This window comes from Streptomyces sp. NPDC002835, assembly GCF_053591995.1.
On the sequence record NZ_JBSFUW010000015.1, the window covers coordinates 148,440 to 169,607 of the forward strand.

The following is a 21,168-nucleotide window of genomic DNA, read 5'->3' on the forward strand; positions in this document are numbered from 1 at the left end:
TCTGGCCGCGCCGTCTCATCCGATGCCCTGGCGGTCGGGCGTGAGCGCGAACGCCCGGTCGGCCGCCTCGGCCACACCCCGCTCCACCGCCTGCACCAGCAGCGCACGGTGCCGCTCCAACGGCTCCCGCCGCCCGTCCGGAACCAGCCGCAGCAGATCGTCGAACGCGGCCATCAGCCGCCGCGACACCTGCGGGTCGCGGACGGCCTGACCGCGGATCTCCGCGAAGCCGAGATCGACCAGGTCCCCCCACTCGGGACCGCCCTGCACCAGCCGCACCACCCCGTCGCGGTCCCGGTGGTGCACGGTCCCCAGCGGCCGGTGCGCGGCGGCCGCCAGGAACTGCACCATCCGGTCGACGCACTGCACGGCGGTGGTCGGATCGTTCACCGCCGACGACAGCGCCCGCAGCCCGATGTCGGACAACTGCCGCAGCCCGAACCCGAGATCCTGATGGAACGTCCGCTCCACCCCCACGGACACCGAGGCCTGCAGCACCTGACGCGCCGGCAGCCCCTTCCGCGGGCCGCCGTCCTGCGGACCGTGCACGGCGATGACCGGCGTCCCGGGCACCACGAAGTCCCCGATCCGGGGCACCAGCCGCAGCACGACGTCCTTGCGGCGGGCGGCCCGCACGAGCCGGGCCACATGCACGTCCCGCAGCGTCCCCGACCGCCCGCGGTGCGGGACGGTCGCCACCACCTCGGTCAGCGGCGCCCCGTCGGTGCCGGGCGCCGGCATCCGCTCCAGCACCCGGAACGCCTCCCGCGCCACCCGCTCCACCACGGGCCCGACCTTCATCAGCTGCAGCGTCTGGGTCACATAGGCGATGAACAGCAGCAGACTGAGCCCCACCATCAGCAGCGTCAGTGCACTTTGCAGCAGCGGCACCGAGACGACCTTCTCGGGGTTCTTCTCGCTGTCGTAGGAGGTCAGCACCAGCAGCGACAGCAGGAACGTCGCCAGAAAGACGGAGAACGTGGCCTTGCTGATCCGGCTCCGGATGAAGGTCCGCACGATGCGGGGACTGAAGTTCCCCGCCGCCATCTGCACCGCGACGAGCGAGATGCTGAACACCACACCGATGAAGGTCATCATCGCGGAGGCGATCGTGGTCACAATGGTCTTAGCGTCCTCCGCCCACGCGATCAGCGTGCGCACGGAGTCGAGGTCGCCGTCCTCCCGCAGCGCCTCCAGCAGCGCCGCGTCGAGAGCGTCGGTCAGCACCCAGAGCACGAAGACGAGCACGAGCGCCGCGCTGGGCGCGAACCAGAAGGTGTCCCGCAGATGCTCGCGCAGCGGGGACAGGGGCCGCGGCTGCCGATGGGTACGAAGGCTCACGCAACCGACCGTAGTCTCACGGAACGCGTCCGCGCGGATACACGCTGTGCCACCCGTGTTTACCGGGCCCCCGGCGTCCCTGACCACGCAATATGCGGGTGAGAGGCACCCCGGAGCCCTGGTATTGTTGTCCATGTCGCCGCGGGAGACCGGGGCGCATCACCTGAGTCCGGGTGGCGGAATGGCAGACGCGCTAGCTTGAGGTGCTAGTGCCCTTTATCGGGCGTGGGGGTTCAAGTCCCCCCTCGGACACCAGCAGGACCCCAGCTCAGCTGGGGTCTTTTCGCTTTTCCGGCAGTATGGAGAGGATCGTCCTACCGCGCTCACGGCCGACTCGCGTGGGAGCCGGCCGTGAGCGTGTCGTGGTCAGACGGTGCAGCCCAGCTGCTTTTTCACCTTCGGCACGAAGTCCACGGTGAAGGATTCGATCTGCTTGCGGCGTTCGTCGACGTCGCCCCCGGCTTGGCCGTCGACGGTTACGAGCACGCTGATGTGGTCCGCCTTCGGACCGCCGCAGCCGGTGTTGACCATAGCGCTGGCGTCGCCCAGCGCCCCCAAACCGGCGAAGGGGAGACCGTTCAGCTTCTCGCGGTTGCGGAACCGGAACTCCTCGGAGGGATCCATCGGGTCATAGAGTCTGTCGACTTGGCTGACCCGGATCCAGATCACCTTCTTGCCGTCCACCCGGATCTCGCAGTGGCCGCGTGTGTCCCCTCCTGTCTCGATCAGGGCACCGGTGACCTTGAGCTTCTTGCCGTCGAAGAGGAAGGGGTCGAGCTTCGTCTCGTCGAGCGTGACCCCGCAGGCCTCTTCCGGGAGGGTGTACTCCCGGCCGCCCCCACAAGCCGCGAGGGAGAGCGCGAGGCACGCGGTGAGTGCGGGAGCCGCCGATCGGCGGCGTGCCTTCATCATTGGATGCCTGCCACTCCTTCGGCCTTCTTGTTGCCGTCGTTGGCGGAGCCCTCGATCTGGGAGTAGGCGCCCTGATCCTTGGAGTAGCCCTCGTGTGTCGGGTCCTCCGCCCAGTCCTTGTTCTGCTGGTACCAGACGTCAGCGAGCGACTGCAGCTCCCGGCGGCGGTTGGCGTACGTCTCGGTGTGATCGGCGGTCGCCTGGTTGTTGATCCTGTTCTGCTCGTCCTCGAGCATCTTCGCGGTGATCAGGTCCACACCTCGCTGCACAGCGTCGCCCGCCGGGTGCCACGGCGTGAGGAGACCGCCCACGATGTGGTACCTCCACGACTTCTCCCACGAGGCGTCGGCCAGAGCGTCACCCTTGGCGGTGTTGGTCGCCTGGTAGCGGGCCTCCTCCAGGAATCCCACCGTGCGGCCGGCACGGTCGAGGCTGTCCTCGGGGTGAGCCTTCTCCGTGAGGATGTCCGCCACCATCGACTGGTGCATGACCTGGGTGAGGGTCTGGTAATCGTCCCGGTTCCGTGAGATCTGCTTGCTGACCTCCATCAGCTGCCCCGAGTCCAGCTCATGCTCGACGAGGGGGCTGCTCATGGCCTTGTGCACCCAGTCGCCGTGGTTGCCCATGGCGTACGCCATGCTGTCGCGCATCTCCGGCGGGAAGTCGTTGCCGGTGCTCGCCATGATGGACAGGGAGCGCTTCATGGCCTCCCGCTGCTCGGGGGTGTGCTCCGTGAACTTCGCACCCGACTCCGGGTCGGTGACCCCCGACACCGCCGCGAACATGGCCTTGCCCGCGGCGTCCTTCGCCTCGTTCGGCCCGTCGTCCAGCGGCGAGTCGTCGAAGTACGGCCGGTCTTTGAGTACCCACTGCGCATTGTCCTGCGGCTCCTTCGTGTTGAAGAAGTCCGTCGAGGCATCCGGGCTGTTGGCCAGAGCTGTGAGGAAACCCGCCATCGGGTCACGGCCGAACTCCGAGTCGCCGATGAAGTTCAGCTTCGGCATCGGCGGCGAATTCCAGGTGTTGCCCGGTATCTTGAGTTCCCTCTCCTTGGCGACCAGATCGTTTCCGTATCTGTTGAGGAACTGGTCGTCGTAATCGCCGGTGCGTATGAGGTTGCTCATGATCTGGTAGCCCCAGATACTGCCGTTGCGCGTCTGGAAACGATCTCCGGAGAGCCTCAGCATGTCGTTCTCCCACTGCCGCATGGCAGGGCTGTCCGACTGGGTCGCGCCGCCAAGGACCGTACCGAGATTCTTCTGAAACTCGCCGAGCTGGTTGAGCTGGGTGCGGGTCAGCTCATTCGGATTGTCGGGGCTGGACAGGTCCGCCCAGAACTCCATCATGCCCTTCGAGCCGACCTGGGTCGCGAACTTCTCCTGGAACAGGGGGTCGTTCTTGTACGAGGTGAGCAGCCCATTGAGCTTTTGGAACTGCTCGGGCGACATCTCGTCGCCGTGCTCCTTGATGAGCTTCGCGGCCTCTTCCGCCTTGCGCACCGCCTCGATCGCGGAGTCCCGGTCGCCGTACGAGGCGCCGGAGAAACCGTACTCGGCCTGGTCGACGAGGGCACGCAGTACGGTCGCCGCCGTTGAGTCGCTCTCCGTCGCCCGGTTCAGGATGCGCTGCACGTCGTCCCGCAGGTGCTCCGCGTCCTGTGGCGAGTGGTCGGGGACCTCGTGGCCCTTTGCGGCGCGGTCGGGGTGAAGGATCATCGTCACGGTGAATCCGCCGCCGCCGGTCGAGGTGACCGTCAGGTTCTTCTTGCGGCCTCGCTCCAGAGCCTCGTCGAGTTGCTGTTTGTAGCTTTCCAGCTCGTCGCGGGTGTCCTTCAATATGTTGTAGATCGACGTGGCCTCGGTGTGGGCATCGCCGAACTCGCCCGCGGTCTTGGTGACGAACTCACGCGAGACGGTGGCGTTCACGCCCGCCCAGTTGGCCTTGTCGGCCTTTGCCTTGAGATCGTCCCGGGCGTCGGTCTCCAGTGTCTTGAGCTTGTCCACCACACCCTTCCAGGCCGTGATGGCCTGGTTGAGCTGGGTAAAACTCGCCTGACGCAGCGTCTCGAGATTCATCAGCGCTGCGTCCTCTCCGTGAATCCGGCGTCCAGTGTCGCAATGCTGCTCACAACGCCCTGGATGTGGTACTCGTCACCGGCGTGTGCGCCCTTTGTGTAGTCCATGTGATTGGAGATGTGCGCGCACGCGTCCAGCAGGGTCTTGAGCTGCTTCTCCCACTTGTCCTGTACGTGATCGAGGGCACCGCCCAGCGCGAAGCCCTGGGTGCTCAGATCCTTGGCGGCTGTCTGGCTGATGGACCAGGCGTCGCGACCGTGTTTGCCCAGATTGTCGAACAGGCGGAACGCGGAGTCGCCGACGGCCGCGAGGTCCTGCTGACTTGCTCTCAGTTCAGGGCCACCGCCTCCGGCGGAGCCGCCACCCCCTTGGGCAGGTGCACCATTGAGCTGCATCGCCGTCGAGCTCTTGAGCTGCTCCCACTCGTCCCAGGCCATGAAGACGCCTTCCCCCGTGCTGTTCTCCGTCGAGTTGGTGGCACACACCAGATTCGATCTTCTGTACCAGGTACCAACCTAGCAACTCGACCGGGTTCCGGAACTCCGGCCCCCGCCTGCCGGTTGAGCGGTTCCCGTGCGGTGAAGGAGGGGACGCGGACCGTCCTAGGGTGATCGTCGTGAATTCCCAGAGAGCCGGTCCATCCTCCTGGACCCGGCCGGCGGCAGTCGCCGCCGCGGTCCTCACCGTCGCCGCCGGGCTCGGGGTGCGGGCGCTGGCGCAGGGGAGCGTCGCGAAGTACGCGGGGGACGCGCTCTACACCGTCCTGGTACTCGCTCTGGTCGTGTGCGTGGCGCCCCGGGTACGGCCCGCGGTGGCCGCCGGGGCGGCGCTGGCGTTCAGCTGGGCGGTCGAGGCCCTGCAACTGACGGGGCTGCCGGCGGCGTTGTCCGCGCACAGCGTCGTCGCCCGGCTCGTCCTCGGGTCCACCTTCAACGCGCCCGACCTGGCCTGGTACGCCGTGGGGGCGGGGCTGGGCTGGTGGACCCACGGCGCGCTCGTCCGCCGACCGCGCGAAGCGGCGGGCCCCGACCCGGGCCCGCTTGCCTGAGCGCGCTCGTCACGGGCATGCGGCCGACGCGGCGGTGCGCAGCACATCCAGCTCGGCGGCGATCGCGGCACGCAGCGGGTCGTGGCGCGGACCCAGCGCGAACCGCTCGTCGCCCCACCTCTCCCGTGGATAGAGCCACACCGGCATACGCACCAGCTCGGCGGGTTCCCACTCGTACCGCGGCCATACGTGCGCATGCAGAAACCCGTCGGCATTGCCGAGGATCTCCAGATTGACGCGCCGGAATGCGGCGTCCGTCGCGCGGCAGGCGCGCTCGACCGCCTCTCCGAGCCGGTCCATGTCGGCCAGGAACGACAGCCGCTCGGCCCTCGGGAGGTCCGACAGCCTCTCCGCTCCCGGATCGTCCGTCAGCAGCACGCAATAGCCCGGCAGGAACTGCACGTCACCGATCACCGCGAACCCGGCGTCCAGGCGCCGAAGCACCGTCGGGTTCTCACCCCGCAGTGCGCTCCCGATCCGGTCCGTCCGCCAGTCGTCGGCCATGCCCGGAATCTACCGTGCCGCGACCGTGTCCCTCCCGGCCGCCGCCTCGGCACCCGCGTGGCAGGCGTTCGAGGCGCGGAAAGCCGGGTCAGGTCAGCAGCCGGATGCCGGGAGCCCGGGCGTCGGTCGCCAGCGGGGCCGCGCAGTGGGTGCAGACCTCGCTCACCGGGCGGACCATGTTGCTCTGCGTGCTGAAGGACCCCGGCTCCCGCGACAGAAGGCAGTCGTATCCCAGGTACAGACGGACCCACGGGCCGCTGGTCAGCGCACTCGCCGGCCGGTCGCGTCTGGTGTCGTGGAACGGCGCCCACCAGTAGTCGACGACGGACCGGACCATCAGCCGGTCCTGCCCGCTGGTGACGTCGAATCCGGCGATCCGGGCCGGGGCGGGGTGCCCGGCTCCGTCGTTCCCCGTGCAGGCGGCGCGTTCCTCGACGCACTCGAAGCGCGTGGTGCGGCCGGTGCCCTCGCAGATGAAGCAGTCCAGGCTCAGGTCGAGTTTCATCTGCCAGTGGAGGTTGTGGAACTCCGGGCGGGGAGCGGCAGTTCCAACTCGGCGGTGATCTCGACGGTTCGCAGCACCCTGTGATCCTCCCACGAGGCCGGACGGGCCGATGGCCCGCGGGTGGCGCCTCCGCGCCCGTCAGCGGCCGTCGTCGCCCAGCCGGTGCGGGACCTGGGCGAGCAGCAGCCGGGCGTCCGCCCGTACGTTGCATTCGCTGATGGTGCGGGAGACCTGCCGGGTGGTGAGACCGTCCCGGGACGCCAGACGCATCGTCACCGTCACTTCACCCAACCCCGGCCGTGGGCCGTCCTGTTGGGCGAGCTGCCGGTACAGGGTGTTCGGCCAGCGGTCGGGGTCGTCGTCCTGCCACAGCCGCGGGCCGTCGGTGCTGAAGCGGCAGTGCTGACCGCCGTGCGGCTCCTGGAGCAACGAGTGGCTGACGGGCACGGTGCTGAACAAGGGCCCGAGTCTCGACGGCAGATCGTCGTCCTCGACCAGGCGGTGCTGCTGCCAGTGCCGGCCGCCGGGGACCGTCATCCGCAACGCGGCCAGCAGGTACGGATGTCCGCCGGGAGAAGTGACGGGGTACGCGTCCTGCCACTGCGGCCAGGCGGGCGCACGGCCCGGGTGCTGCCCGGACGTCGTCGGGTCGGTGGCGCCCCTCGGCAAGGACGCCACCTGATCGTTGTCCACGGCGGGAAGTATTTCAGGTCCGGCGTCTGTGTCGCAGCCGCAGCGCAGTTGTGGCCATGGCCGTGATCAGGTTCGGGTCGGGGGCCGGGCTGGTCACCGGGCCGTATCCCTCAATTATGGCAGGGCCATGTCACTCTGCTGTCGGGCGGTCTCGCGCTTTCCAGGCCCCTTGCGGTGCACCGTGACCGGCGCCGAGCCGGACGCGAACGACGGCGCGCACGCCGACGCGCCTCGCGCCCCGCTCGCCGGGTGGGCCGGTCGGGCGCGGGCAAGAGCACCGTGTTCGCCCTGGTGGCCAGGTTCTACGAGCCGGACTCCGGGCGCCTGCTGTTCGACGGGCATCCGGCGGCGGAACTGAGCCGCACGGAGTGCCGGGCACGTATCGCGATGGTCGACCAGAGCACCCATGTGGTGCAGGGCTCACTGTGGGACGACATCACCTATGCGGTGCCTGAGGCCACCGAGGCGGAGGTCCGCAGGGTCGTCGAACTCGCCCAGTTGGACACCCTGGTGAGGCGGCTGCCCGGCGGGCTCGCCTGCCCGCTCGGCGAACGCGGCGGAGCCCTGTCCGCCGGCGAGCGGCAGCGCGTGGCGCTGGCCCGCGCCCTGCTCGCCCGCCCGGCACTGCTCCTGCTCGACGAGCCCACCTCCCAACTGGACGCCGTCAACGAGAAGGCGCTCACCACGGTGATGCACGACGTCGCCCAGGAGTGCTCCGTGCTGGTGATCGCCCACCGGCTCTCCACGGTTCAGCATGCCAACCGGATCGTGGTGCTGGAGGACGGGCGGACGGTGGCCTGCGGACGGCACAAGGAGCTTCTGTCGACAAGCGCTGCCTACCGTGAACTGGCCTCAGGCCAGATGCTCCGCCCACCGGCACCGGCACCGGCACCGGCAGCGGCACCCGCGCCGGACGAGGCAGACGTCTGAGCGTGCCACGGCCACGGACGGCCGTCCTCCGTGTTCCATGGCAGCTTTAGGACACGCCATGCGTCATGCAGGAGTTGCGGGGCAACGTTGTCATGCCGTGCCGAAGGCAGGGCGCGGCGCAACGCACGCCGGACGCAACGACGGGAGACGCCAGTGATACACGGTGCGAGGAAGACACTGCGAAGGCTTGCCGCTGCCGCGAGCGCGGTAGCGGCCGTGGCGGGGATCGGCCTGGCCGCGGCCCCGCCGGCCGCCGCAGCCGACTACTACTACGAACTGCCCTACCCGGCCGGTGAGTCCTACCTGGTCACCCAGGGACCCGAAGGGACCTACTCGCACACCGGGCCGTACAACGAGTACGCCTGGGACTTCGGGCTCCCCGCGAACTACGAGGTCTCCGCCGCCCAGGGCGGCACGGTCCTCGTCTCGGACTGGTCGCCGTACTGGCAGAACGGCATCGAGGTGATCATCCGCCACTCCAACGGCCGGTGCACCCACTACGCCCACCTCAACCGGGCCCTCTACAACAGGGGCGACTGGGTCCCGCAGGGCCGTATCATCGGCTGGTCGGGCGCGACGGGCGCGGCCCACGGAGCCCACCTGCACTTCCAGGTCATCGACTGCAACACCCGCGTCGGCATCCCCGCCACCCTCCAGGGCTGGACGCCGTGGACGGGTACCTGGCCGGTGAGCGTCAACTCGCGGGCCTGACAAGGCTGCGCCGCCGGCCGTGTGCGGCGTGAGAAGCGTTGACTTCTGACGCTTCGTCAGTCACCGTCCACTGCCATGGCGAAGATGCGTGACGCACGTCTGCCCGGTCTGCCTGCACTGGCCTGTGCACTTGCCCTTGCCGGCGCCTCGCTCACCGCCACGGGCACCCCGTCGCCCGCCGGAGCGACTACTGTCGCCGAGGCGGGCGCCGGGCGCTCGCTGCCCGGCTCCCTGTGGTTCGACGAACAGGCCACCGCCGACTTCACAGTCAAGGACGGCCGCTTCACCGACGGACTCGGCCGCGAAGTCGTGCTGCGCGGCTACAACGTCTCCGGCGAGACGAAACTCGCCGAGAACGACGGCCTGCCCTTCGCCTCCGTCGCCGACGCCGAGAAGTCCGCCTCCGCCATGCGCACGCTCGGCGGGGCCAACACCGCCCGGTTCCTGCTCTCGTGGGCCTACGCGGAACCGGTCCGCGGCCAGGTCGACGAGCAGTACCTCGCCGCCGTCACCGGCCGGCTGCGGGCGTTCCTGCGGGCCGGTATCCGGGTCTATCCCGACTTCCATCAGGATCTGTACTCCCGCCACCTCTTCCACGAGGGCAGTTGGTACACGGGCGACGGCGCGCCCCGTTGGGCCGTGGAGGCCGGGGGATACCCGCGTGAATTCTGCGGCATCTGCCTCTTCTGGGGCCAGAACATCACCCAGAACAAGGCCGTGACACAGGCGGCGTACGACTTCTGGCACAACACGGGCGGCGTCCAGGACGCCTTCCTCGTCACCGCGCGGACCACGATGGCGTACCTCGCAGAGCACCTCACGCCCGAGGAGTTCGACGGCGTCATCGGCTTCGACCCGTACAACGAGCCGCACGCGGGGACGTACGAATCCGGGCAGAACAGCCGCACCTGGGAACGGGACCTGCTCCGGCCCTTCTACGAGAAGTTCCGCGCCGGCATGGACGCCGCCGGCTGGCGAGACAAGCCCGCGTTCGTCGAGCCCAACCTCTTCTGGAACGCCAACCTCGACTTCCAGCGGCAGGAGGGCGGCCTCCTCGACGCCGGCTCCGGCCTCGGCCCGCGCTATGTTTTCAACACCCACTTCTACGACCAGAAGGCCATCTCCGGCGTCTTCATGTGGGGCAAGGCGAAGGACGGCCAGTACGCGGGCGACTTCTCCGCCGTCCGCGACCGCGCGGCGGGCGCGGGCACGGCGGGCATCGTCAGCGAGTTCGGCCATCCGCTGGCCGGTGCGGTCGCCGACAAGGCGCCGACGGTCATGAAGGCCATGTACCAGGCACTCGACTCCCGTATTCCGGGAGCCACTTGGTGGTCGCGCCCGCAGGACTCCGGACCCGTCCTCTCCGGCACCCAATGGCAGTGGGACATCTACAACGGCCGCCACCACGAGCTGATGAACGGCAACCCCGGCAAGGTCCTCACGGAAGGCGACGCCTGGAACGACGAGGACCTGTCGGCCGTCCACCTCGACGCCTCGGGCGCCCCCGCACTGCGCCAGGACGCCCGCCTCCTCGACCGCCTCTATCCGAGCGCCACCGCCGGCCGGCTGCTCGCCTTCACCTACGAGGACCGCTCCCGCGACGGCTCCACCACCCTCACCTGGAACCCGGTCCCGCTGTCCCTGCCACGCGTGTCGGAGCTGGTGGGCACGGGCCGCTACGGCGTCCTGCTGTGGCACTCGGACGGCTCCCCGGCCCCGACGGAGCTCCACCTCCCGGCATCGTTCGACCCGGCGACCACGACCGTCGTCTCCGACCTGGCCACGGTCCACGGCCCGCCGGCGTACGACAAGGGCCTACCGGTCGCGGTGTCGGCAGAACCCGGCGGCACGGGCAGCCGCCGCCTCCTCCTCACGGCGCCCGCCGGCACGCACTTCGCGCTGGTCACGAACGGTGCGACGGCCCCTTCGGGAGCCCTGCTGCGGGCGGCCCGGGCGGAGTTGGCGACGTGGGCGTCGAAGGCAGCACGGACCGCAGGTGTCGCGGAGACAGCCGCGGTGCGGTGACCCGGGGAGGCCGCCGAATCCGGGCGAGTTCAGCCCACCCGTACGGTCGGCCCTGCTCCGTGACTCCGGGCCCGCGCACCCGCGCCGGCACCGTCAGACCGGGTAGCATCGGCTATCGCCCGCAGGGTACGGGCGGCGGTGGAGCCGTTCGTCGTGGCCTGCTGTCACGACGGGCACGTCCGCCCACAGGCGCTCGGTCGCGACGGCGGTCGCCTTCCCGGATGGCGATCGGCATCGTGGTGGACCGGGCCGCACACCACCAGCACTCGCATGACGAGGGTCTCAACGGAGCTGACTCAGTCCGGCCCATGGAACGCGGAGCTACTGTAGGTTCCTGCCATGAAACAGGGTAAAGGGATAGAGAATCCCGAGTCGCGCTTCTTCGCGGTGTTGGTGGGGGCAGCCAAGCTCCCTGGTGTGCGTATCCAGCGGGAGGCATACCTGCGGACGGCGCTGGCGCGCCACTGTACCGAGGACGAGATCCGCAGAGCGATCGAAGAGACCCCCGCGGCGGCAGGTATCACCGTCGACGTTCTGGAGAAAGCGGCCAACGACTCCATCCGCTACGAGACGGCCAAGGTAAGCGCCCTCTCCGCCGCCGCGGGGGTACCCGGCATCATCGCCCTTCCCGCCACGGTGCCCGCCGACACGGCCCAGTACTTCGGCCACATGCTGCGTATCGCGCAGAAGCTCGCCTATCTCTACAGCTGGCCCGATCTGTTCTCCGACGAGAGCGATGACGTCGATGACGCGACCAAGGGGGTGCTCACGCTGTTCTTCGGCGTGATGTTCGGCACCCAATCGGCGAACGCCGCAGTAGGGAAAGTTGCGGGGATGATGGCGGAGCAGGTCGCCAAGAAGCTGCCCCAGAAGGCACTCACCCATGGGGTCATCTACCCCATAGTGAAAAAAGTCGCGGGCTACCTCGGTGTCAGGATGACGACGCAGTCCTTCGCGACGACCGTCTCGAAGGCCATCCCTCTCGTAGGGGCTGTTGTCTCTGGCGGGCTCACTCTTGCGACCTACCTTCCGATGGCCAAGAGGCTCAAGAGACACCTCGCCAGCCTGCCGCTGGTGGAGCCGTCGCACCGAGTGATGGACGGGGAAGTCGTGGACGGCGAAGTCGTGGAAGACCACGGGTCTTTCGCCACAGCGCAGGCTGAACAGCACGGCGCGGACACCACTGCCGTCAAGCTGGAGGAACCCAGGTCATGACTCGGCGAGTGCTTTCCTGACTGCCGAAGGGGTGGCCGATGCGGCGGGTGTTCTCGTCATCGCCGCAGGGGGCGGTGATCTGTCGGCATGAGGAAGCCGATCCGGCTGGAGTAGACCCGGCCGAGGTCCGCGCGGTACTTGGGGCGGTCCAGGCTTCTGGAGGCGCTGTGGGGGAAGGAGTCAAAAGTGTGGACGGCTTTCGCGATGACGGTCATTCAGTCGGGACTGACACGGGATCTCTTGTTTCACGACCAGACGAGTCGCCCTTCGGTGACCTCACAGACCGGATAGCTTCCATCGGCGATCTTCGTCAGCATCTCCGCCACGGAGTCGAAATAGTGAGCCAGCGATTCGTACTCGCCCGTGATCGTGATCTCACCCACGAACCACCTGCCGACACGCCCGTCCCGCACGTCGATGAACTTGCCCGTCCAGCCGTCCTGGTCCGACAGGAAGGGGATCCACTCATTGCGCCAGAACGGATTGTCCGGCTGGTCCGGAGGATCGAATCCACCGGGCATGGAGCGGTTCACATAAAGCTTCTCCATCGCCCGGATGCCCAGAAAGAAGCTTCCCTCATCCGGGAACCCGGTGAAGCCGCAACATGCCACACCGTCGTCCACATCTTCCTCAGGAAGATCCAGATTGTTCTGCAGCAGCCACGCCCGCAGATCCTGTGGGAGGGGGATGCCCATCCGTTCCTCGGCGGCCGCGAGCATCTGCTCCGTAGCGGGCCCAGGCAGATCCGCGTGATCGGCCGGGGCGTGCTGCCGAAGAAGATTCATCACGCGGGACCAGCTCTCCGCCACACTCATTACCCTCTGCCCTCTCTACACGGATGACCCCATACGACGGCGCCACTGCAGGGGTTGCGGAGCACCGACCGGAGAACCTCGCAGGGATGGTATTCCGAGCAGGTTTCCTGCCCCACGACCACCTCCGGCCCGAAGTGCAGGACCGGCACGCTCAGCGAGGTGACCGTCCGCCAACTCCTCACAAACAAGGCCGCTGTGCCCGGTGGGCCCAGCCGAGGAACCTCCATGGCAACCAGCAAGGACGACATCCGCCGTGACGTCCTGCACGAGGAACCGCACCGGCCGCCCGGCGAGGCCGTCAAGTACACAGACCGAACCGCCTGTCTCCTGCGCTTCCTTGTTGACTTTCACCCGGCTCCGGACCCGCTGACGGAACTCGCGTCAACCCCACCGTGTGACGTCAGTCGCCAAGGCCGTCCTCACCCTGAAGTGGCGAAGCTGAAAAGGCTCAGTCACCGGCCGGCCCATCCAGCGTGCCGGGGCTCTTGGCAACAGTGGGCAACCCCGAGCAGCTGCCGCGCTGGTCGCATAGGGCTGATGCCAGGAGCCGCACCGGACAGATGGTCTCACCGGGCGTCCATCTGCCTGCCACGGGTGCGGCCGGACACGGGGAGCAGGAAACCCGCCCCCCGCCGCAGCGGCAACCTTTCCCCGTCCGGTGGCGACCGGGGGAGAAGCAATGGCCCGAACATCGCTTCCTCACCCCCCAGGAGTGCACGTGGGAACAGGACAAGGCGGGCGTCGCAGGCGCCCGAGCCGTATGCCGAGACTTGTAGGAGTCGCCGCGACCGTGGCGGTCGGCTGTCTGACGGTCGGCAGCCTCGCGGTGGCCGCGTCGAACGGGACCAGCGAGAGCGCGAAGCCGGCCGCGCCCCGCCCGGCCGCCGCGCTCGACGCCGGCGCCGCGGGCGTCACAGTACAGGCGGAGAAGAACCTGAACCGCGGGCTGGTCAGCGTCCACGACGGCGACGACAATCTCGTCAGCTGGCGGCTGCTGGCCACCGACCCGGCCGATGTCGCGTTCAACGTCTATCGCGGCGGCACCAAGGTCAACTCCGCGCCGATCACGGGCTCGACGAACTTCCGGCACCACAACGCGCCCTCCCACGCCGGCTACCAGGTGAAGGCCGTCGTCAACGGGCAGGAGCAGGGACTCTCCGAGCACGCCGTCCAGTTCCGCGGCGGCTACCTGGACGTGCCCATCTCACGACCGCCGGGCGGCTCCGGCTTCAGCTACGCCGCCAACGACGCCTCCGTCGGCGACCTCGACGGCGACGGCGACCTGGACATCGTCCTGAAGTGGGACCCCTCCAACTCCAAGGACAACTCGCAGTCGGGCGTCACCGGACACACCATCGTCGACGGCTACACACTCCAGGGCGACCGTCTGTGGCGCATCGACCTGGGCCGCAACATCCGCTCCGGCGCGCACTACACGCAGTTCCAGGTCTTCGACTACGACGGCGACGGCAAGGCCGAGGTGGCGATGAAGACCGCCGACGGCACCCGCGACGGCAGAGGCACGGTCATCGGCAACCCCGGGGCCGACCACCGCAACAGCGAGGGCAGGGTCTTGAGCGGCCCCGAGTACCTCACGATGTTCAGCGGCTCCACCGGAGCCGCGCTGTCCACGGTCGACTACGTCCCGGCGCGCGGCGATGTCTGCGGTTGGGGCGACTGCTACGGCAACCGGGTCGACCGCTTCCTCGCCGGCACCGCGTATCTGAACGGCAGCACCCCGTCCCTCGTCATGGCCCGCGGCTACTACACCCGCACCGTCATCGCCGCATGGGACTTCAGGAACGGGCAGCTCACCCGCCGCTGGACCTTCGACACCAACAGCTCGACCAACGTCGGCAAGGGGTACGACGGCCAGGGCAGCCACAGCCTGTCCATCGGCGACGTGGACGGCGACGGCAGGGACGAGATCGTCTACGGCGCGATGGCCGTCGACGACAACGGCCACGGACTGTGGACCACCCGCACGGGCCACGGCGACGCTCAGCACCTGGCCGACCTCGACCCCCGCGACCCGGGCCTGGAGTACTTCAAGGTGTCCGAGTCGCGCAGCCAGCCCTCCTCGCTCTACATCGACCCGGCCAACGGCAGCATCCGCTGGAGGACCGGTTCCGGCACCGACAACGGCCGCGGCGTCGCCGGTGACATCTGGGCCGGCAACGCCGGTGCGGAGATGTGGTCGGCCGCCGACTCCTCCATCCGCGACACGAGCGGCGCCACCCGGGGCCGCAAGCCGTCGTCCGCCAACTTCCTCGCCTGGTGGGACGGGGACACGACCCGCGAACTGCTGGACGGTACCCGCATCGACAAGTACGGCACTGGTGGTGACACCCGGCTGCTGACCGGCTCGAACGTGCACTCCAACAACGGCACCAAGGCCACCCCGTCGCTGTCGGGCGACATCTTCGGCGACTGGCGCGAGGAGGTCATCTGGCCGAGGAGCGACGACAACGCGCTGCGCATCTACTCCACGCCCATCGAGACGGACCGGCGGTTCGTGACACTGCTCCAGGACCGGATGTACCGCACGGGCCTGGCGTGGCAGAACACGGCGTACAACCAGCCTCCGCACCCGAGCTTCTTCCTCGGCGGCGGCGCCGGCTGAGCTGATGCCTGAGAGCTGACACCGGAGTAGTACTGGCTACCGCCCACGGCTCGAGTGCCAGTCGTGGGCGGCAGCGGTCCTACAGGTTCGCGTCGGCACCCTCGTAACCAGGGTGGCCGTGCGTACGCCTCGCGCCGCAAGTCCGCTCCGCCGTCAGGTCGTCAGGTCGTCAGGCCGCCCGCCGCCAGGCGGTCGCGTACATCGTCGATCAGCCCCACGCCCAAACTCCCTGCCTGCGTCAGCAGTTCCTGGAGCGAGCTCAGGTGGCGGAAGGTTTCCGCATAGACGGTCTGCTCCTCCAGCGGCAGTTGGAGCACCTGGAGCCGCCGGACGTCCACGCGTGACGAGCTGGAGGCGTGCGTGCCGGCCTGGCGGCCGTTGGACGGGGCGCGCAGACACCCGGCCAGGAAGTGGGCGTCCAGCTTCTCCGGGTCCATCCGCAGCACGTAGAGCTGGGGCCCCAGCGCCAGGGGAGGCCCCTGATGCACCCACGCCCGGAACGCGCGGACCACCCCGGCCACCACGACGTCGCCCTCCTCGGCCACAGTGTGATCGGCGCCGGCTGCCACCGTTCCGCTGGGCGCGCCGCCCATGAGCAGGTCGGCAACGGTCAGCAGGGGAACGTCCTTGCCAAGTACCGAACCGACCGGTTCCGCCGGCTGCTGGCCGGCCCGCAGTGTCAGGGCGCCGGCCTTGACCAGATCGCCGACGGTGGTGGCCGTGCGCGACTCGCCCTCCTCGAAGTCCAGCTTCGACAGGTGTTGCGTCAGCCGGGTGAGTTCACCCAGTGCTCCCGACAACTCGTCCCACGACGCCGCGAGTTCGACGCCGCTCGTCTCGGCGCCGGACGCGGTGTAGCGGCCAGGGGTGACGTCGACCTCGTCGTCCAGCAGATCGAGCAGGGAGACGCGTACGGCGCTTTCCGGCAGTTTCGCTGCGGGCGCGTCCAGTTCGGCGACGGCCCGCAGTACGAAGGACGACAACGCCTCCCAGTCCGGACCGGTTTCGCGCGCCCCCGGGCGGCCGAACCGGGTCGCGTCGACGAGGAGCGCGTCCTGGGCGACCGGACCCGCGGAGCCGCCTTCCCCTGCCGCGCGCAGCACCCACAACTGCAGCGAGACGCTGTGCGGTTGCGCGCACCCGGGCGGCAGGGCCACCACCGCCCGGAGCAGACCAGTACGCAGCAGGGACCCCCTGATGCGGCGGCCGGCCTTGCGGGAGGCGACGGCGGGCGGGAGCACGACCACGGCTGAGCCGCCTGGTCGGAGATGGGCCAACAGGTGCTGCACCCAGGCCAGTTCGGGCTCGGTGCGCGGCGGCAGCCCGTGCGTCCAGCGCTGGTCCGTGGCCAGTTGCTCGTAGCCCCAGTCCCGCTCGTTGAACGGCGGATTGCACAGGGCGATGTCGGCCCGCAGCCGCGCGAACGGATCGTCCCGCAAGGCGTCCGCCGTGGCGATCTCCGCCCGTACGTCGCGTCCTTCGAGGGCGAAGCCTAGCCGGGCGGAGGCGAGGGCGGCGAGAGCCGTGTCCTTCTCGCAGCCCAGCAGTGCCAGGTCCGGGCCGCCGTACTCCTCGGCGGCAGCTGCCATCAGGTGCCCCGTGCCGCAGGCCGGGTCGAAGACGGTGAGCCCGCCCCCGTCGCCCCCGTCGACGCGTGTTCGGAGCGCGAGCCGGGTCATCAGCGACGCGAGCTGCGGCGGGGTGGTGCTCAGCTGGCGGACGTGGGTGTCCAGCCAGCGCTGCAGCAGGAACTCGAACGTCTCCCGTTGACCTTCCGCCCGCCCCAGCCGGGCCGCCTCGCCGACCAGATCGACGGCCGGGGCGGTGAGCCCCGTGCCGGTCGTGCGTGAGCGGGGGCTGCGCATGCGACGTGCCGCCTCGGCGATCGCGAGCCCCGACTCGTCGCGACTGCCCAGTGCCTCGAAGCGCGGCCAGAGCAGTTCACGTCCGCCGGCGCCGTCGAGCTTCCCGTGATCGCGCAGCCACTGCTCCACTTCGGAGAGCGAGAACTGCGGGCTGACGTCGGTGCCCCCGATGCGGGACGGGAAGGAGTCGTGGCGGCGGCGCCAATTGCTCACTGCCGCGCGTCCCACCCCGGCGATCCGGGCGATTTCGGCCAGGCTGACGGGTACGGCGTTGGGTGTGCTCATCTGCGGAGGCTCCGGGTTCATCGGGCCACCGGGTTGGTCGGTGTCCCGGCGGCCGTAGTCATGCCAGGCTACTACGATGATTGACTTTGTTCACAAGGTCACTCTGTGGGGTGGCTGTGTGGGAAGTGTGGAGGGTGGGGGGTTTGCGGCCCTTCATGCCAGGGATAGTGCTGCCGCTGATCCGCGTGGGCTCCGCGTTCGCGGCGCCCCGTCGCCGGGACACCGCTGCCTGGCGGACGCTGTCCGTCCTGCTGCACGCGGGCGTCCGCTTCCATATGGGGTGCTGCGGGCCCGGTTACCGTCCGCGCACCTTGCACGAAGTGTGCGAGCGGATGGCGTACGCCGAGCACACGGGTGAGTCGATCGCCGCCGCACTCGTACGTCCCGAAACGCCGTGACGGTCTTGGGTCGACGGGCGCGTTGTTCGCGCAGTTCGCGTCCCGTGCGGTGGGGGTGACTGTCGGACCGGGAGCGCCGGAAGGCCCGTAGGCCGGCCGAGGGGCAGGTCGCACTCCGGCGAGTCGGTGGGTTTGTCGGGGAACCGGATTGTCGGCCTCGTCCTCGGTCGGATCGTTGTCGACGGCTCCATCACCAAAGCTCCGCCTGGCGACCCACCGCTGGGACGGACGCCCGAAGCGCCGCCCATGTGCACACCCCTACCTTCGCGACGTATAAGCCTTGGCTTAAATAAGTGAGTGGTGGCATAGTGGGGCGCATGTACGCCTTCGATGTTCTGGCGGATCCGGTCCGGCGCCGGATATTGGAGCTGCTCGCGTCGGGCGAGCAGGCGTCGGGCGAGGTCAGCGCCGTGATCCGCGAGGAGTTCGGGATCTCTCAGCCGGCCGTGTCGCAGCATCTGCGGGTGCTGCGGGAGAGCGGGTTCGCGTCCGTACGGGCGGAGGGAACCCGGCGGTTGTACGCCGTCGAGCCCGCGCCGCTGCGCGAGGTGGACGCATGGCTCGACCGGTTCCGCGGCTTTTGGGAGCAGCGGCTGGACGCGCTGGGGACGGAACTGGCGCGGGGTGAGCGCGAGCGCAGGCTGAGAGAGGACCAGTGAGTGGGATGAGCGAGATCGTCGAGGAGATCAACCGGGTGCACCGGGAGGTCGGTGCGCGGCAGATCGAGGCGGGTGAGGCCAGTACGGTGCTGCTGCGGCGTACCTACGACGCGGAGATCGCCGACGTGTGGGACGCGGTGACCTCTCCCGAGCGGATCGGGAGATGGTTCCTGCCGGTGAGCGGGGAGTTCAAGGTCGGCGGGCGTTATCAGCTGGAGGGGAACGCCGGGGGCGAGATCCTTGAGTGTGTCGCGCCGGAACGGCTGCGGGTGAGCTGGCTGTTCGGGCCGGATCCCGGGTTCAGCGAGGTCGAGCTGCGCCTGACGCCGGAGGGTGCGGGGCGGACCGTGTTCGAGCTGGAGCATGTGGCCGTGGTGCCGGAGGAGTTCCGGGGGCAGTTCGGGCCGGGGGCGGTCGGGATCGGCTGGGACCTGATGCTCCTGGGGCTCGGCAAGCACCTCACGGGCAGCGGGATCAGCGGCGTGGATGCCGCGGACTGGCAGACCTCGCCCGAGGCGAAGGACTTCATGACGCGGTCGGGCGAGGCATGGGGCGCCGCGTACGCCGCCTCGGGGGCGGGCGCGGAGGTCGTGGCGGCCACGACGGCGGCGACGATCGCGTTCTATACGGGAGGGTGAACGGTATGCCCTACGGAAGCGCGGTCGGCAGGCGCCGCGGAACCGTAGGCGACACGGCCGTACAGGAGCGTAGCCACGGGCGCGGCGGGGTGCAGGGGCACCGCCTCCACCACGGCCGCGTCTGTCTGCGCGTCTTCCGAGCCGCCCCGGTGCCGGGTAAAGTTGGGATCTTCGGGCGGCGCAGGCCACCGGAGTCCTAGAGGCGATCGCTCGTGACGAACCGTCATTCCGAGTCGAGTCATCACTCCGGTCCGGCAATTCATGAGGCGTGGAGCCTGCCTGCCGCCGACGTCTCGCGGGGCTACCGGGCTCTGGGGTGGACGGCCGGGCCGGCCGGCGAACTCGCGGTCATACTGGTCCACCGGCGGTACTTGCAGCACAACACCTCCGTCAAGGGATGGCTCGGGTGGAGGCCGAAGGGGGCGTTCGACGCCGAACTGGTCACCGTCACCGGGCAGCAGGAGCGTCGAACGCCGCTGGTGAACATCCAGAGCCGGCCCAGCCACCTGGCTCTGCTTCCGGGCTCCCGCTTTCTGCTGGTCGGCGGGCGCACCTTCCCGAGCAGGACCGAAGGCGTCTGGGAACCCAATGCCGTGGTGTTCTCGGCCGCGGGGAGCACCGCAGGCTGCCCAGCGCCCCGCTGGAAGGGTGCACCGCCGCGACCGAGGGCGACCAGGTGTGGCTGGTCTGGTACGCGGGCGACGGGTCCGGCACCTTCCTCACTCGGATCACCCGCACCACGGGCGAAGTGACCAGCTACGCGAGCCCCGTCGACTCCCCGGACGGGTTCGCGGTCCGCGGCAACCGTGCGGTGCTGAGCCGCCGCGACCACAACGAACGGACCGTCGAACTCGTATACGCCGAACTCGGCGGTACGGGCTGGGCCGTGACCGGCCGCCGCAGGATCGAGGTCCCCGGACGCGTCGTCCTGCGGTGCGGCCAGGGCCGCGACGGCGTCCTGTGGCTCCGCACCGGCGACATCTGGCTGCGCATAGAGGCGTGACGAGTCGGCGTCTTGAACCCCCTCCGGGCGGCGATCTGGGAGGTGATTTCTAGCGGCCGAGAGTGCCGATGAAGCGGTCCAGCCGCGAGACGACTTGCCGCAACACGTCGACGGATCCCGCGACATCGCCCGCGAGCTCCAGGGCGTGATCCGCCGAGGGAACTTCCAGGACGTCGTGTCGTAGGGACTCGGCGATCCGCGAATCCCACAGCTTGTCGGCGCTGCCGCCGACGAGGAGGGTCGGCGCCTCGGCTCGCTGGAGAGCACGGACCACATGGCCGATGGTCAGGAGAGGCGTGAGCCAGGCTGCCGCGATGTTCCGATCGGCCGCGATGCCGCAGGCGAGTGAGCCCAAGGACTTGCCGACGAGAAGGCGACAGGCCCCTGCCTCCGCCTCGATGGCCTGGGTGACTTGGCGCTCGACCCACGCTGTCCGGTCGTCCACGGTGAACTGCGAGAAGTCGTCCGGGACCCGCCACCACAGCTCCTGGACCGTCCAGCCGTGCTGGACGAGCAAGTCACGGGCGAAGTGCAGCAGCGGCCTGGCGGGCGAATAGCCGACGCCTGGAACGACGAGTGCGACACGGTCGGGGTCACCGTCGAAGCGGGTGGGGACGGCGAAGGGAGAGGGTTCAGGCATGGCCCGCAGGCTATCTGCAGGAGTGGTCCGTGCAGAGCGTAGCCCGTACAAAGCTGCGACTGACCCACCGTCACGTGGGACCACGACCGAGCGGCGGACCGGCATGTCCGGCACTCGAGCGACTGCCCACCAGGGGTCCGGTGCCGAACACCGAACCTCTGGTGCAGCTCACCTGAGAGCCTTCCGCGCGGCCATGTGTGCCGATGTGCCGTCCGGGACCCGCGTTTCGCCGGGACCCGCGTATGCCGTCATCAAGGACGTCTGTGCCATGGCGAAAGACAGG

19 protein-coding genes, 1 tRNA gene and 2 pseudogenes are annotated in these 21,168 nt (G+C 69.3%); 12 read left to right on the top strand and 10 right to left on the bottom strand.

What is annotated here, in order from left to right; translation table 11 throughout:
- Nucleotides 1-15 precede the first annotated feature (15 nt).
- The gene (locus ACWD01_RS18825; RefSeq protein ID WP_451163150.1) at nucleotides 16-1,341 is read right to left on the bottom strand and encodes a DUF2254 domain-containing protein; all 1,326 of its coding nucleotides are present in this window, start codon (nucleotides 1,339-1,341) and stop codon (nucleotides 16-18) included.
- A gap of 167 nt (nucleotides 1,342-1,508) precedes the next feature.
- Between ACWD01_RS18825 and ACWD01_RS18830 the strand changes: the two genes are divergently transcribed.
- Nucleotides 1,509-1,596, top strand: a tRNA-Leu gene (locus tag ACWD01_RS18830).
- Nucleotides 1,597-1,707: 111 nt separating this feature from the next.
- Here ACWD01_RS18830 and ACWD01_RS18835 read toward each other — a convergent pair.
- Genes ACWD01_RS18835 through ACWD01_RS18845 form a run of 3 tightly spaced genes read right to left on the bottom strand, consistent with a single transcriptional unit; the run spans nucleotide 1,708 to nucleotide 4,765 of the window.
- Entirely contained in the window at nucleotides 1,708-2,250 is a 543-nt protein-coding gene (locus ACWD01_RS18835; RefSeq protein WP_451163152.1) for a hypothetical protein, read from the bottom strand.
- On the bottom strand, nucleotides 2,250-4,328 hold the full coding sequence (locus ACWD01_RS18840; RefSeq protein WP_451163154.1) for a hypothetical protein: 2,079 nt from the start codon (nucleotides 4,326-4,328) through the stop codon (nucleotides 2,250-2,252). The genes ACWD01_RS18835 and ACWD01_RS18840 overlap by 1 nt, the downstream gene beginning before the upstream one ends.
- The gene (locus ACWD01_RS18845) at nucleotides 4,328-4,765 is read right to left on the bottom strand and encodes a hypothetical protein (protein ID WP_451163208.1); all 438 of its coding nucleotides are present in this window, start codon (nucleotides 4,763-4,765) and stop codon (nucleotides 4,328-4,330) included. The genes ACWD01_RS18840 and ACWD01_RS18845 overlap by 1 nt, the downstream gene beginning before the upstream one ends.
- Nucleotides 4,766-4,944: 179 nt before the next feature.
- On the opposite strand from ACWD01_RS18845, the gene ACWD01_RS18850 reads away from it, so the two are divergent.
- Complete coding sequence (locus ACWD01_RS18850; protein ID WP_451163156.1) at nucleotides 4,945-5,376, top strand: ribosomal maturation YjgA family protein; 432 nt, start codon at nucleotides 4,945-4,947, stop codon at nucleotides 5,374-5,376.
- Nucleotides 5,377-5,385: 9 nt separating this feature from the next.
- On the opposite strand, the gene ACWD01_RS18855 is transcribed toward ACWD01_RS18850, so the two are convergent.
- The 3 genes from ACWD01_RS18855 to ACWD01_RS18865 all read right to left on the bottom strand — a co-directional run bounded on the left by ACWD01_RS18855 (nucleotide 5,386) and on the right by ACWD01_RS18865 (nucleotide 7,078).
- Complete coding sequence (locus ACWD01_RS18855) at nucleotides 5,386-5,880, bottom strand: HIT family protein (RefSeq protein WP_451163158.1); 495 nt, start codon at nucleotides 5,878-5,880, stop codon at nucleotides 5,386-5,388.
- Nucleotides 5,881-5,968: 88 nt separating this feature from the next.
- Nucleotides 5,969-6,385 carry a hypothetical protein gene (locus tag ACWD01_RS18860; RefSeq protein WP_451163160.1) on the bottom strand — a complete coding sequence of 139 codons (417 nt, stop codon included), beginning with the start codon at nucleotides 6,383-6,385 and terminating at the stop codon, nucleotides 5,969-5,971.
- Between the two features lie 138 nt (nucleotides 6,386-6,523).
- The gene (locus tag ACWD01_RS18865) at nucleotides 6,524-7,078 is read right to left on the bottom strand and encodes a hypothetical protein (RefSeq protein WP_451163162.1); all 555 of its coding nucleotides are present in this window, start codon (nucleotides 7,076-7,078) and stop codon (nucleotides 6,524-6,526) included.
- A gap of 249 nt (nucleotides 7,079-7,327) precedes the next feature.
- Between ACWD01_RS18865 and ACWD01_RS18870 the strand changes: the two genes are divergently transcribed.
- From ACWD01_RS18870 to ACWD01_RS18885, 4 genes are all read left to right on the top strand, one after another.
- Nucleotides 7,328-8,008, top strand: coding sequence for an ATP-binding cassette domain-containing protein (locus tag ACWD01_RS18870; protein ID WP_451163164.1), 681 nt, complete (start codon nucleotides 7,328-7,330; stop codon nucleotides 8,006-8,008).
- A gap of 216 nt (nucleotides 8,009-8,224) precedes the next feature.
- Nucleotides 8,225-8,719 carry a M23 family metallopeptidase gene (locus tag ACWD01_RS18875; RefSeq protein ID WP_451163166.1) on the top strand — a complete coding sequence of 165 codons (495 nt, stop codon included), beginning with the start codon at nucleotides 8,225-8,227 and terminating at the stop codon, nucleotides 8,717-8,719.
- A gap of 75 nt (nucleotides 8,720-8,794) precedes the next feature.
- Nucleotides 8,795-10,744 (top strand): cellulase family glycosylhydrolase, encoded by a 1,950-nt coding sequence (locus ACWD01_RS18880; protein WP_451163167.1) that lies wholly within the window; start codon nucleotides 8,795-8,797, stop codon nucleotides 10,742-10,744.
- A gap of 339 nt (nucleotides 10,745-11,083) precedes the next feature.
- Entirely contained in the window at nucleotides 11,084-11,959 is an 876-nt protein-coding gene (locus ACWD01_RS18885) for a hypothetical protein (protein ID WP_451163168.1), read from the top strand.
- Nucleotides 11,960-12,204: 245 nt separating this feature from the next.
- On the opposite strand, the gene ACWD01_RS18890 is transcribed toward ACWD01_RS18885, so the two are convergent.
- Nucleotides 12,205-12,774, bottom strand: a complete 570-nt coding sequence (locus ACWD01_RS18890; RefSeq protein WP_451163169.1) for an SMI1/KNR4 family protein — start codon at nucleotides 12,772-12,774, stop codon at nucleotides 12,205-12,207.
- A gap of 679 nt (nucleotides 12,775-13,453) precedes the next feature.
- Here ACWD01_RS18890 and ACWD01_RS18895 point away from each other — a divergent pair.
- Nucleotides 13,454-15,397: a rhamnogalacturonan lyase gene (locus ACWD01_RS18895; protein WP_451163170.1), complete on the top strand. Its 1,944-nt coding sequence runs from the start codon at nucleotides 13,454-13,456 to the stop codon at nucleotides 15,395-15,397.
- Nucleotides 15,398-15,558: 161 nt separating this feature from the next.
- Here the strand turns inward: ACWD01_RS18895 and ACWD01_RS18900 are convergent, their stop codons facing one another.
- A complete protein-coding gene (locus ACWD01_RS18900) occupies nucleotides 15,559-17,547 on the bottom strand; it encodes an N-6 DNA methylase (RefSeq protein WP_451163172.1) in 1,989 nt (662 codons plus the stop codon).
- A gap of 158 nt (nucleotides 17,548-17,705) precedes the next feature.
- Here ACWD01_RS18900 and ACWD01_RS18905 point away from each other — a divergent pair.
- The 5 genes and pseudogenes from ACWD01_RS18905 to ACWD01_RS18925 form a co-directional block, all read left to right on the top strand.
- Nucleotides 17,706-17,945, top strand: a pseudogene (locus ACWD01_RS18905) (deoxyxylulose-5-phosphate synthase); the annotation flags it as partial.
- Between the two features lie 141 nt (nucleotides 17,946-18,086).
- Nucleotides 18,087-18,179: pseudogene (locus ACWD01_RS18910) on the top strand (IS5/IS1182 family transposase); the annotation flags it as partial.
- An 83-nt stretch (nucleotides 18,180-18,262) separates the two neighbouring features.
- A complete protein-coding gene (locus tag ACWD01_RS18915; RefSeq protein ID WP_451163174.1) occupies nucleotides 18,263-18,604 on the top strand; it encodes an ArsR/SmtB family transcription factor in 342 nt (113 codons plus the stop codon).
- Nucleotides 18,605-18,609: 5 nt separating this feature from the next.
- A complete protein-coding gene (locus ACWD01_RS18920) occupies nucleotides 18,610-19,242 on the top strand; it encodes an SRPBCC family protein (protein WP_451163176.1) in 633 nt (210 codons plus the stop codon).
- A 676-nt stretch (nucleotides 19,243-19,918) separates the two neighbouring features.
- The gene (locus ACWD01_RS18925) at nucleotides 19,919-20,245 is read left to right on the top strand and encodes a hypothetical protein (RefSeq protein WP_451163178.1); all 327 of its coding nucleotides are present in this window, start codon (nucleotides 19,919-19,921) and stop codon (nucleotides 20,243-20,245) included.
- A gap of 49 nt (nucleotides 20,246-20,294) precedes the next feature.
- Here ACWD01_RS18925 and ACWD01_RS18930 read toward each other — a convergent pair whose 3' ends face one another.
- A complete protein-coding gene (locus ACWD01_RS18930) occupies nucleotides 20,295-20,885 on the bottom strand; it encodes an alpha/beta hydrolase (RefSeq protein WP_451163180.1) in 591 nt (196 codons plus the stop codon).
- Nucleotides 20,886-21,168: the final 283 nt, after the last annotated feature.

Excerpts from the sequence above, each read along its gene's own strand:
- ACWD01_RS18920 (WP_451163176.1), top strand. The coding sequence starts at position 18,610 with ATGAGCGAGATCGTCGAGGAGATCAACCGGGTGCACCGGGAGGTCGGT.
- ACWD01_RS18900 (WP_451163172.1), bottom strand. The coding sequence starts at position 17,547 with ATGAGCACACCCAACGCCGTACCCGTCAGCCTGGCCGAAATCGCCCGG.
- ACWD01_RS18860 (WP_451163160.1), bottom strand. The coding sequence starts at position 6,385 with ATGAAACTCGACCTGAGCCTGGACTGCTTCATCTGCGAGGGCACCGGC.
- ACWD01_RS18915 (WP_451163174.1), top strand. The coding sequence starts at position 18,263 with ATGTACGCCTTCGATGTTCTGGCGGATCCGGTCCGGCGCCGGATATTG.
- ACWD01_RS18840 (WP_451163154.1), bottom strand. The coding sequence starts at position 4,328 with ATGAATCTCGAGACGCTGCGTCAGGCGAGTTTTACCCAGCTCAACCAG.
- ACWD01_RS18890 (WP_451163169.1), bottom strand. The coding sequence starts at position 12,774 with ATGAGTGTGGCGGAGAGCTGGTCCCGCGTGATGAATCTTCTTCGGCAG.
- ACWD01_RS18855 (WP_451163158.1), bottom strand. The coding sequence starts at position 5,880 with ATGGCCGACGACTGGCGGACGGACCGGATCGGGAGCGCACTGCGGGGT.
- ACWD01_RS18885 (WP_451163168.1), top strand. The coding sequence starts at position 11,084 with ATGAAACAGGGTAAAGGGATAGAGAATCCCGAGTCGCGCTTCTTCGCG.
- ACWD01_RS18845 (WP_451163208.1), bottom strand. The coding sequence starts at position 4,765 with ATGGCCTGGGACGAGTGGGAGCAGCTCAAGAGCTCGACGGCGATGCAG.
- ACWD01_RS18895 (WP_451163170.1), top strand. The coding sequence starts at position 13,454 with ATGGCCCGAACATCGCTTCCTCACCCCCCAGGAGTGCACGTGGGAACA.
- ACWD01_RS18880 (WP_451163167.1), top strand. The coding sequence starts at position 8,795 with ATGGCGAAGATGCGTGACGCACGTCTGCCCGGTCTGCCTGCACTGGCC.
- ACWD01_RS18835 (WP_451163152.1), bottom strand. The coding sequence starts at position 2,250 with ATGAAGGCACGCCGCCGATCGGCGGCTCCCGCACTCACCGCGTGCCTC.
- ACWD01_RS18930 (WP_451163180.1), bottom strand. The coding sequence starts at position 20,885 with ATGCCTGAACCCTCTCCCTTCGCCGTCCCCACCCGCTTCGACGGTGAC.